Source organism: Aquabacterium soli, assembly GCF_003933735.1.
GTDB classification, from domain to species: Bacteria; Pseudomonadota; Gammaproteobacteria; order Burkholderiales; family Burkholderiaceae_C; genus Aquabacterium; species Aquabacterium soli.
Genome location: NZ_RSED01000016.1, coordinates 30,598 through 41,507, shown reverse-complemented (window position 1 = coordinate 41,507; position 10,910 = coordinate 30,598). Strand labels below are relative to the sequence as shown.

The following is a 10,910-nucleotide window of genomic DNA, read 5'->3' as shown; positions in this document are numbered from 1 at the left end:
GTTCTTCAGCCCTTCAGCATTCGTCGCGCAGCACCGGCACAGGCACGGGTGGCGTGCCCGGGGGCGGGCTGATGTTCTGGCCCGGTGCGGGCAGGGCCGTGGCCTCGTCCACCACGGTGACGGCGGCCAGGTGGGGCAGCACCCACTCGGGCAAGGTCAGCACGTCGATGGACGACCACGACGGTGCGCTGCCTTCAGGGCTGCCTGCAGGCGGCGGCACCTCGCGGTCCAGGCGCAGCGATTGCACATAGGACACGCCCTCGACCTGCATGACGACCCCTTCCAGCTCGCGGGCCAGCACGCGGCGGCCCAGCGGCCAGCCGCGGCCCTCGGGGCCGTGCGGGGGCAGCGGGGCCAGGTACTGGCGCAGCAGGGTGCCGATCCAGTCGCGCACGGCGTCCAGGCCATAGCCCTCCTGAACCTGCACGGCCACGGCCACGGCGATGCGCTGGTAGGTGGGCGGGATCACGTGCAGCTCGGTGGTGACGAGGCGCCACTGGTCCAGCCAGGCACAGACCTGACCGATCTCCAGCGCATCAGGCAATGGCGCCTCGGGGTGCACCGGGTCACGTTCGGGCCAGACCACCACGCTCACGTTGCCAGGCTTGGCGCTCTTGCTGGGCGGGTGGAACAGGGGCAGGCATTCGGCGCGGCCCAGGCTGACGGTGGGCGTCTGCAGGGCCAGCTCGGCAAAATCGCTGCGTGTGACGGCACGGCGGTTGCGCCGCAACTCCGACGGGATGCGCTGCAGCGCCGCGTCCAGGCTTTCGCTGTCGATGCCACCTTGCGCAGGCAGCGGGTTGAGCACCGTGAGGGCCACCTGGCCGGGCCGCTTGAGCGGCGGCGCAGGCACGGGGCCCTGCAGCACATCGCCCCACTTGTCGATGGCCCCGGCGGGCACATTGCCCGAGGCGCCGCCGCCCCAGCGGTAGCGGTTGACACGCACACGCTCACCCAGCTGTGGGAAGCGCTCGCCGAAACGCACGGTGCCGGCTTCGGCATCGAGCGTGAAGTGCCGATCATCCGGCGTGCTGGCATCGAGCGTGTCGGCCTGGGCCCAGTCGGTCCACACCCCGCTCTCCTCCACCTGCAGGCGCACCGGGTCGGCGGCATCGGCCAGCACGGGCGCGTACGCCAGCTGGAAGACCTGGTCGGGCTGGCCGCTGCCCGATCCCAGCAACTCCGGCGAGGCGGTGATGCTCTGCACCACCGCCAGCGGGTTGAGCGTGAGCAGCTGCACCGGGCCGATGCGGCTGCCATCGGCCCGCCACGCGCGCAGCCAGAACCACAGGCGGTCGGCCTGCTCGTCGTCCAGCTCGGGGGGGTAGTCGCCGGTGCCAGCCAGGCCCGGCGGCGCCACGGGCACGCCCAGCGGGGCCAGGTCGGAGGGCAGCTCCAGGCGCACCACGCCCTGGCGCGTGAAGCCCTGCGATGTATCGCCCGACACGCGCAGCGGCTGGTAGTCAGGGCCGCCATCGCGCGCCGGTGCGGCCAGCGAGGCCTGCCACCACAGCGACGGGCCGGCGCCCTCGCCGCACTGGCCGGCCTGGTCGATGTCGGGGAACCAGGCGGCAGGCGAGAAGCCCAGGCTCAGCGGCAGGGGCTTGCCCTTCTCGCGCTGCAGGTCGGTGGCCGGATCCGTGATCGCCTTGGGGTTCTTGAGCACGGCGACCCACACGCAGCCATCGACCGTGTCGCTGAAATCCAGCGGGGGCGACTGGCCGTCCGATCCCAGCGTGAGGATCTCGTAGGGGGCCACGGCCTCCAGCGTGCCCTGGGCCTGCTTGAGCGCGTCGATGCTGCCCTGCACCGTGGTCTTGAGCTCGGGATCGAGGCCGGCCATGAAGGCCAGCACCTGCTCGGGCTGGTCACCGGCCACCAGGCGGCGGCGGGCCACGGCCACGCTGTCCAGGGGCCACACGGTGGCGTCCTGCGTGACGGTGAAGACGGTCTTGCCCGACCTGAGCTGATCGCCCGCGTACACGACCACGCCCTGGGGCACGTCGCTGCCGGCACGCAGCAGGGCCGTGGCCGGACGGGCGCCGCGCAAGGGCAGATCGAGCAGCTTGAGGAAGGCCAGCTGCGTGGCCTCGGGGATCTGGTTGAAGCGGAACTGCAGGCCCTCGCCCAGGTAGGCGAAGAGCTGCAGCAGGGTGATGCCGGGATCGCTGTCCTGGTGGTCCGTCCACTGCGGGTTGTAGACCGGGATGCGGTTGCGCAGCTCGGTGAACAGGTCCTCGAAACCGCGGTCGTCGAGGATGGGGGTGATCAACGGCATGGTGTGCCCGGGCCCGTCAGGCCTGCTCCAGGTAGAAGGGGTAGACGAGGATGTCCTGGCGGCCATCGAGCACGTGCGCGTAGCGGATCTCGATCAGCACGGTGGCGCGGTCGTCGGTCGTGTTCACGGCCACGTCCATCACCTTGATGCGGCTTTCCCAGCGCGACAGAGCATTGCCGATGTCGCGGGCGATGCCGGCGCGCGTGGCCGGGCTGTTGGGCTGCATCAGGTAGCGGCGCAGTCCGCAGCCGAAATCCGGCCTCATCACGCGCTCGCCGGGTTCCGTGTCCAGGATGGTGAAGATCGATTGGCGCACCTTCTCGGGCCCGTCCACCACGGGCAGTCGGCCTTGTGCATCGGGCGCGATGGGCTGGCCCAGGCCGCGGCCGAGGCGGTCGAAGCGGTTGAGCTGGCCCAGTGGGGTGCTCATGCGGTGGCCCCCCGCAGCGTCCACACCGGCGTGACCGGCTCTTCATAGACCAGCGGCTCGCCCACGGGTGGCACCTCGGGCAGATGGCCCTGTGCATCGGGCTGGCGCGCCGCCGCATCCTGCAGCGACTGGTCGATGGCGCCCAGCGCGTTGTTGCCCAGGGCGTCCAGCACGGGCACCTCGTCCATGCCGGTGTCCTTCTGCACGCGCAGCTCCATCGCGCCGTTGTCCTTGGTCAGTGCATTCTTGAGCTCATCGGGCTTGACCAGCACGTCCAGGCCATTGACCTTCACGCTGAACTCCGCGTCCAGGTCGATGCCCGGCGGCGTCACCGCCAATGCGGCATCCAATCCGGCCGCGGCCTGCACCGAAGGCGGGATGCAGAAGCGGAACACCAGCAGGAACCACAGGTTGAACACGAACACCACGATGGGCAGGAACAGGTTCAGCACGAACAGCGCGATGATCGTGATCAGCGGGATCGAGAAGCTGCAGATGGCCTCGCCGCCGACCTCGTTCTCGATCGGCTTGCCATCGTCGATCTTGGGCGACAGGTGCTGCGGCTGCACGAAGCGCACGGGCGAGAGCCGGCCCTTGGGCCGCAGCGCGGCCTGCGCCGCCAGCTCGCGCAGGTCGGGCATCTTGATGGTGATGGGGCGGTTGGCCGAGCCCAGCACGTCGAAAGGCGCGGCCACGCGGAAGGGCTCGGTGGGCCGGCTCCACACCAGCGGGCCGTGGCAATCGGGTGCCTTGCCGGCGCGGCCGGGGCAGGCGTGGTGCTGGCGCACGAAGCAGCGGATCTCGTAGGTGGCCTGGTCATCGAAGCGGGCGCGGGCCTGCGTGTCGTGCTGCAGGCCGCCGGTGGGCACCAGCCCGTGGTACATCGTGCGGCCGGCCGCATCGTGCGAGGTCTCGCGCGGATCGGGCACCAGCGGGTACAGCGGGTAGGTGTGCTCGCCGCTGGTGATGTCGTGCTGCTGCTCGGCGGCACTCAGCGCCTTCCACTGTCCGAAGGTGGTGCTGGGCTTGCCATTGACCAGCACGGGGAACCAGCCATCCACCGCCACGGTGATCTGGTGCTGCTCGTACCACTGCTGCAGGGCCTGGCGCTGGGCGGCCAGCGTGTTCAGCGTGTGCTGCACCAACGCAGACCAACTGGGCTGGCCGGCCTGGGCGGCCAGCGCGTTCTGGCGCGCCTGCGTGTTGAGCTTGAGTTCGGCGCTCGATTGCGGGTCGCTCACGGCGGCGTCCAGCGTGCGCAGGTCCATCAGGTCGGCCTCGAGCTTGCGCACGGGCGCGGTCTGCGCTTCGATGTCGCTGGCGGTGATGCCCGCCGGCACCACGCTGCGGCGGCGCCGCACCACGAAGCCAGCCTGGCAGACCTGGTCGCGCTTGACACGAGGAAAGCCTGGCGCATCGCAATGCAGGCTGCAGGTGACCAGGTAGTGGCGGTCATGCGCAGGCTGGTAGAGCTTGCGCAGGCTGCCCGGGGCCACGCGCGGCCGGTACAGGCCCGCGGCCACATCGCCCGGCTTGGCGACCTGGCCTTGTGCGTTGAGCGCCAGCAGCAGGCTGCGCAGGGTGGCACCCGGCACCTTGACCAGGTCCTGCGTCTGCACCACATCGACCACCGGGTCGTACCTCAGCGAGTGCTGAGGCCGCGCCAAAAAGTCGGTGATGAAGTCGTTGCCCGCGAACTTCTGGATCGCGGGGGCCGACAGGCGGCCATCCTCGGGCAGGCCTGGGCGCGCCCAGCGGTACCAGGGCCCGACCAGGCGCCATGGTCCCGAGTCACCGGCCACGACGGGCGACTGGGCTTGAGGGGCCACGGCGTTCACCATACGTTGCCCGCCCCGGGCGTGTAGCTGGGCGAGACCACGCCCGTGCTGGCGATCAGCGTCTGGCACTGCAGCACGCCGTCGCAGGTGACCATGGGCGCATGCAGGTTCACGGCCGAGGCGTTCACCTCCACCGTGGCATTGGCGGTGATGCTGACCTGCCCGGCCACGTTGATCACGATCTTGCAGCCGTTGCTGTGCTGGACGGTGAGTTCCTGCATCGCGTCGTCCAGCACGATCTTGTGGCCGCTGTCCATCGACACCGTCACCTTGGCCGCACCGATCGTGTCATCGAACTGCAGCACGCTGCCCGAACGGGTCTTGAGCGTGCGCAGGTTGTTGGCGCTCTGCGCCGCTTCGGGCAAGGCGGCGCGGCCGTTCCAGCAGCTGCCCACGATGTAGGGCCGCGACGGATCGCCCGCCTCGAAGCCCACCACCACCTGCGAATCCACCTCGGGCAGGATCTCCAGGCCCTGGTCATCGTCGGCGTAGGGCGTGATCAGCGTGGCCCAGGCGCGCACACCCTGCCCTGCTTCGCCAAAGCTGGGGAAGCGCACCTGGATGCGGCCCTTGCGGTCCGGGTCGACCAGGTCGGTGACGATGGCCGGGTACAGCCCGAACCAGCGGGCGCCATCGCCGTCGGCGGGCATGCGGAGATCGTGAGCGCTCATGGCATCAGCCCTCCTGCCCGATCCAGGCACGCTCGGCCTCGAAGTGGGTGCGGTAGCCGTTGCTCAGGTCGAACTGGTGGCGCACGCGTGTCACGTAGTAGCCATCGCCCTCGAACAGCGGCGTGACGCGCTCCATCTTGAGCACCGTGCCCACGCGCAGATCGGTGTTGCCATCGGCGATGCCCACCGCGCGCACGAAGCGGCGGGCCCGCGTGAGCAAGGCTGCCTTGGCCAGGGCGCGCGCCTCTTCGCCCTTGAGCGGTACGTCGCGCACACGGTGGCTGGGGCGCGCGCCGAAGGCCCGCTGCAGCACGTCCACGCCGTGGGTGTGGCCCTGGGCTTCGGCGGCCACGATGGCGTCGGTGGCGTCCTCGTCGATGGACTCCAGGCGGTCGTCGTCGTAGCCGCCCACCTTGACCTCGCTGCGCTGGTGCGCCACGTCGGCCGACAGGCGCACCTGCACCAGCGTGTTGCCCTGGATCAGGGTCAGGCGCGGGCCCTGGCGGCGGTCGCGTGTGGCCAGGTGCAGCGTGCCCTGCGCCACCCAGACATCGGCACCCAGGCGGCGCGCCCGCTCACGCAGGAAGGCCAGATCGCTCTGGTTCCACTGCTGCACCATCGCCAGGGTGGGGCCGCTCACATCGGCCTGCGCGCCCAGGCCGTGCTGCGCCGCGATCTGCTGCACCAGGTCGGCATCACTGACCTGCTCGTAGGTCTTGAAGCGGCGCGTCATGCGCAGGTCCATCAGGCCGTCCTCGGCCAGGCAGCACACCTCGGGAGCACGGCCTGCCTCCATGGTCAGCTCCAGCGCGCTGACCTTGCCGTCGAACAGGTCCACACGCGCCGTGCTCGGGCCCATGCCCACGCGCAGGGCCTTGCCGAAATCCAGCACCCGGCCGTCCAGCCAGTTGATGCGCTCGCTCTCGCCGGCTTCCGCCGGGCCCATGGCCATGAAGCGGGCCTCCAGGCGGCACAGGCCGTCGATGTCTTCGTCGATGCAGACATGGGTCACGTCGCGCTCCATCGCGCTCTGCAGCTGGCCGCCCACGGTGAAGCCCGGGCGGGTGGACGATTGCAGCGAAGGCTGGGTGGCGGGCATGGTCGGGATGGGTGGGTGAATGGGCGCAGTGCGTGGGGTCAGTCGTCGAAGCCCCAGGCCGAGGTGCGCTCTGCCCGTTCGCGGACCAGGCGGGCCAGCGCCATCCAGCGCTCCTGCTCATTCGTCGACGGCGCCTCGGCACCGGACGAAGGCTCTTCGGCCTGGCCGCGGGATTGGACGTTGACGTTGGCGTCGATCTCTTCGATGTGCACGGGCATGGGAAGGCTCCAGGGGTGGGGATGCGGCTCAGCGGCCGTTGCGGGATCGGCGGCCCTTGCAGCCGCAACCACGGGACACGGGCGTGCTGTCGCGATTGGCACGGGGGGTGGTGCGGCCGGCCACCGCCGTGGAGGCATCGCGCGGCACCGCGCTGCCCAGGGCCATGCGCGTGGCCACAGGCTCGTGAGGGCCGGCCTCTGCCGCGCCGCCAAAACGCGGGCGCAGCGGCACACCCATGCCCCAGGGGCGGTCGTCGGTGTCGGCCGTGCCCTGGCTCCCCAGCCCGAAGGCGCCCAGGCTCAGCCGGGCACCCTGCTGGTGGACCTGTGCCTTGACCTGGCCGATGGCCGGGCCCAGGCCGCCCTGGCTGGCGACGGCCTGGCCGCGCCGCAGTGCATCACCCGGCGCGGTGCGGCCCATGCCCGGGCCCACATCGGCCACACCATTCAACGCACGGGCCGACGGCCCGGCCGAGGCCGGCACACTGCCTGCCCCCACCAGCGGCAACTGCGCATTGCTGCGGGCCGGATCCTGCCCTTGCGCCTGGCGCCCCGTGGCCGCGCCCTGCCCCAGCCCCGGCGGCAGGGCCACCTCCTGGCCCAGGCCCAGCTTGAGCGGATTGCCCAGGCCATCGGCCAAGGCGCGCCAGGCCGAGGGGTCCAGACCGTGGCGTGCGGCCAGCTGCTGCAGGCTTTCGCCCGGCATGGCCTGCACCACACGGTCGGGGGCCTTGGCGCTGCCCTGGGTGCCTGGCGCGCCGGGGTTGCTGGGCGCATTGGCCCCCGAGGGCGCCGGCTGGGGTTGGTAGGCCCAGCGCGGATCCTGGCCCTTGATGGTCACGGCCACCTTGGCGCGCAGCGGCGTGCCACCGGCATCGAACAGGTCCAGGTCCAGGTTGGCGCTTTCCATCGTGCCCTGCACCAGGAAGCTCCCCCATTCGAACAGCACGCGCGGCGGGGCTTCCTCGCCGGGCTTGCTGCTCTTGGGCCGCACGAAGCGCTCCACGTCGGCCGTCCGCTTGAGCACGTCGACGCCCTTGCCGCCCGCGTCGGCCTCGTCGGCCGTGTCGAACACCAGGTCGAAGCTGACCTGCATCTCGCCCGTGCCGGGCCGCTGGCGCGCCTGGGCGCCGGCCTGCTGGCCGCCCGCTGTCTTGTTGGCGATCTGCACGCGCAGGGAGGTGGGGTTGAACTGCACGTTCACCGAGGTCTTCTCGACCTCGGTCGGGTTGTCGGTGGCCGTGATCTCGGCCAGCCGGGCCTTGGCGAGCGCGGTCATCGCGGCGCCTCCATCGGCAGCAGGCGCAGCCCTTCGTGCGCGATGGTCAGCTCTTCGATGGCGACTTCGCCGCTGCGGGCGTTGAGCTCGGGGCCCTTGATCTTGGCCGGCAGGCCGCGGTCGAACATCCATGTCGCGCGCACCGTGCCCTCCGGGCTCATGACCTGGATGACGCCGTCGTAGCGCGGCACGGGCCGCTCGCCATTGATGATGCGCTGCATCCAGTGCCACAGGGCCGGATCGACCGTGGCGCCGGGCTCGCGCGCATGGAACATGCCGCGCTTGAGCACCAGGGGCTGGAACTTGGCCCGGCCCACGCGGCGCACGACACCATTGTTGCGCCCGCCCTCCAGGTATTCCTGGACATCCATCTCGATCTCCAGGCCCGAGCAATCCTGGAAGGCGCCTTCGGCCAGCAGCTTGCCGCCGGCAGGGGGCCTGTAGCCCTCCTGGTCCTGGCCCTTGCCGCCGGGCAGCACCTGGCGGCCGGCCTGCACCTGCGGCGATTGCAGCAGGCGCACCTCGAAGCGGAAGGCGGTGAGCAAAGCGTTGTCGGCCATGGCGTGCTTTTTCAGCTTTCCAGGTTGAGGGTGCCATCGCCTTCGCGGCGCAGGCGCACGAGGATGAACTCCAGCGGCTCGGCTGGCGCCACCCCGATCTCGACCAGCAGCTCGCCGCGGTCCAGCCGCCAGGGCTCGGTCAACACCCGCACGAAGAAGGACTCGGCCTCGGTGCGGCCCGCGAAGGTGCCCACCTGGAACAGCGTGCGCAGCAGGCTCTCGATGGCGTGGCGCAGATCGCTCCACAGGCGCGGGCCGTTGGGCTCGAAAACGGCCCACTGCATCTCCACCAGCAGCGTGCGGCGCAGCATCAGGATCAGGCGACGCACCGAGAGCTGGCGCCAGTCACGTTCACTGGACAGGGTGCGCGCCGCCACCAGCTCGATGCCCGATGGCCCGCGCACGAAGCAGTTGATGCCCAGCGGGTGCAGCACGTCGGCGCGGCCTTCGGGTTGGCTTTCGGCCACGTGGATGACCTGGCGCGCCACCTCGTTGGCCGGACCGTACTGGATGCCCTTGTCGAGTTCGCGCCGCGCGACGATGCCTGCGGCCACGGCACTGGGCGGCAGGGGGCGCATGCGCACCGTGCTGGAGGCCTGGCCGATCAGGGGCTGGTCCTGGCGGCGCGCAGGCAGCAGCCAGGGGTGGTAAGCCGCGGCCCACGAGGAGTCGAAGCGCGCGCGCCATTGTTCGATGCGGCCTTGCGATAGGCCCGGTGGCACGTCCAGCAAGGCGATGCGGGCCTGCGTGGCCTCGCAGAAGGCGACCACATCCGCTTGCAGGCGGATGATGGTGTCCAGATCGCCCGACAGGCGCGGATCCAGGATCAGGCCCGTGAGCGCACTGGGCGGCACGGCCTCGGCGGCCGGTGTGCTCACCGCGTCCACACAGGGCGCGAACTCGGCCCCGGCGGCGCCCATCACCTGGCCCGGCACCGGCGGTGGATCGGCCCATTGCGCGGGCACGTACAGATCGGGCAGCACCAGTTGCGTGACGCCCCCTGTGCCCGCCACGGCCGCGGCATCGACCGGGGCCAGCGCGGTCAGCCCTTCGCCCGGCACATCGTCCGCGGGGGACCAGGCTGGATCGAAGAAGTCGGAGGGGATGATCTGGTCGTAGGCATCGTCTCCGCCACTGAATGGGGCGCCAGTGCCCCGCAGCAGTTCGACCCGCACGTCGGCCGGCAGCAGGCGCAGCCCGGCCCAGTCCTTGTGGGGCCACACCAGGGTCGAGCGTTCGCACAAGGTGGTGGACAAGGCCTGCGGGTGCTCGGGCGACAAGGCCAGGTGCTCGAAACGCTCCTGCCGGCCCGCGCCATCGTGGATCTCCAGCCAGGCCTCGATCAGCTCCACCCGCACCGGCGAGAACGCGGGAGGCCCGGCCAGCGCGGCGGACCAGCGTGTGGCCGGGTTCAGGCCGTCCCGCTCGGCCTGAATGGCATCGACATGGCTGAGCACGGCCACGCCGGCCGCATCGCTCAGCCGCAGTAGCGCGCCCGCCTGCACCGTGGTGTTGAACGGCAGCGCCAGCTTGAACGCCGGCGCCATCGTGGCCTCGAAGTTCAGCGCCGTCGCCGTGAACCCCGAGGCCAGGCGCAGGCCCCGCCCCCAGCTGCCTTCGTTGCGGGCGGTGAAACCCAGCGGCAGGCTGAAGGCGGTGTGCAGCGTGCCGGTGGCGCAGCCATCGCCGAACTCGGCGCTGCGCGCGTGCACGATGCGCACCACCCAGGCCTGGCGTCCGCCCTGCTCAAAGTAGCTGGCCACCGCGTGGGGCAAGGTGCCTGGCCCTTCGAAGCCGCCGAACACGTGCACGTAGTCGTCGAAGCTGCGCACCGGCACGGCCACGCTGCGGCGCAGCGGCCGCCCCGAATCCTCATCGACCATGTCCCAGCGCAGCGGCCAGCGCTGGTCCACCACGGGCACATGGGCCGGGCCGCGCGGCGCCACGCCCACGAAGGCGCACACGTCCATGCGCTGGGGGTTCAGCGATGGCTCGATCACCTCGGGCAGCGCGTAGGCGCCCGGGGTGCCCAGGGGGATGCGTGCGGACTGGAGCATGGCGGTGCGGTGTCAGGGCATCACGCGCGTCACTCGTAGAACACGCCTTCGTGCGTGAGGTGCAGCTCTTCCATGGCCACCTCGCCGCCGCCCTTGGCCGCCAGCGTGGGGCCGACCCACTTCTTGGGCTGGGCGTTGGTGAGCTTGAAGGCCGCCACGGGGTTGCGCGCCTCGTCGAGCACGGTGATGGTGACAGAGCGGCGGCCATCGGCGCCCTCGCGCACAGCCTTGACCCACTGGAACAGGTCGGTCGAGCCGATCAGGCCGCGCTTGAGCGTCACGTCCTCCTGCTTGAAGGTGTTGGGCACCTTGCGCACGGTGTTGACCAGGTCGTTGCCGCTGCGGTATTCGGAGTAGTTGATCTCGGTGCCCAGGCCGCTGACATCGGAGAAGCCGGCGATCACGCTGGTTTCGTCGCCGGTGCCCAGCGAGACCAGGAAGTTGAAGGCGCCGTAGGGGTTGTTGCGTAGGGTTGCCATG

Annotated in this window: 10 protein-coding genes; all 10 read right to left on the bottom strand. The window is 71.0% G+C overall.

The genetic code is table 11. The annotated features are described in order from the left end of the window. Window positions 1-13: 13 nt before the first annotated feature. The 10 genes from EIP75_RS17685 to EIP75_RS17640 are packed head-to-tail and all read right to left on the bottom strand — an operon-like array spanning window position 14 to window position 10,909. On the bottom strand, window positions 14-2,278 hold the full coding sequence (locus EIP75_RS17685; RefSeq protein WP_125244611.1) for a putative baseplate assembly protein: 2,265 nt from the start codon (window positions 2,276-2,278) through the stop codon (window positions 14-16). A 16-nt stretch (window positions 2,279-2,294) separates the two neighbouring features. Next, window positions 2,295-2,708 (bottom strand): GPW/gp25 family protein, encoded by a 414-nt coding sequence (locus tag EIP75_RS17680; protein WP_125244610.1) that lies wholly within the window; start codon window positions 2,706-2,708, stop codon window positions 2,295-2,297. Then, entirely contained in the window at window positions 2,705-4,537 is a 1,833-nt protein-coding gene (locus tag EIP75_RS17675; RefSeq protein WP_125244609.1) for a hypothetical protein, read from the bottom strand. Before EIP75_RS17675 ends, EIP75_RS17680 begins: the two co-directional genes overlap by 4 nt. Before the next feature lie 5 nt (window positions 4,538-4,542). Next, on the bottom strand, window positions 4,543-5,217 hold the full coding sequence (locus tag EIP75_RS17670) for a phage baseplate assembly protein V (RefSeq protein ID WP_199758635.1): 675 nt from the start codon (window positions 5,215-5,217) through the stop codon (window positions 4,543-4,545). Window positions 5,218-5,221: 4 nt separating this feature from the next. Further along, window positions 5,222-6,316: a phage late control D family protein gene (locus EIP75_RS17665; RefSeq protein WP_125244608.1), complete on the bottom strand. Its 1,095-nt coding sequence runs from the start codon at window positions 6,314-6,316 to the stop codon at window positions 5,222-5,224. A gap of 38 nt (window positions 6,317-6,354) precedes the next feature. Then, window positions 6,355-6,534, bottom strand: coding sequence for a hypothetical protein (locus EIP75_RS17660; protein ID WP_125244607.1), 180 nt, complete (start codon window positions 6,532-6,534; stop codon window positions 6,355-6,357). 28 nt (window positions 6,535-6,562) lie between these two features. After that, the gene (locus tag EIP75_RS17655; RefSeq protein ID WP_125244606.1) at window positions 6,563-7,813 is read right to left on the bottom strand and encodes a CIS tube protein; all 1,251 of its coding nucleotides are present in this window, start codon (window positions 7,811-7,813) and stop codon (window positions 6,563-6,565) included. Then, on the bottom strand, window positions 7,810-8,373 hold the full coding sequence (locus tag EIP75_RS17650; protein WP_125244605.1) for a phage tail protein: 564 nt from the start codon (window positions 8,371-8,373) through the stop codon (window positions 7,810-7,812). The genes EIP75_RS17655 and EIP75_RS17650 overlap by 4 nt, the downstream gene beginning before the upstream one ends. An 11-nt stretch (window positions 8,374-8,384) precedes the next feature. Beyond that, complete coding sequence (locus EIP75_RS17645; protein ID WP_125244604.1) at window positions 8,385-10,430, bottom strand: phage tail sheath C-terminal domain-containing protein; 2,046 nt, start codon at window positions 10,428-10,430, stop codon at window positions 8,385-8,387. Window positions 10,431-10,459: 29 nt separating this feature from the next. Then, window positions 10,460-10,909: a phage tail protein gene (locus EIP75_RS17640; protein WP_125244603.1), complete on the bottom strand. Its 450-nt coding sequence runs from the start codon at window positions 10,907-10,909 to the stop codon at window positions 10,460-10,462. Window position 10,910 lies beyond the last annotated feature (1 nt).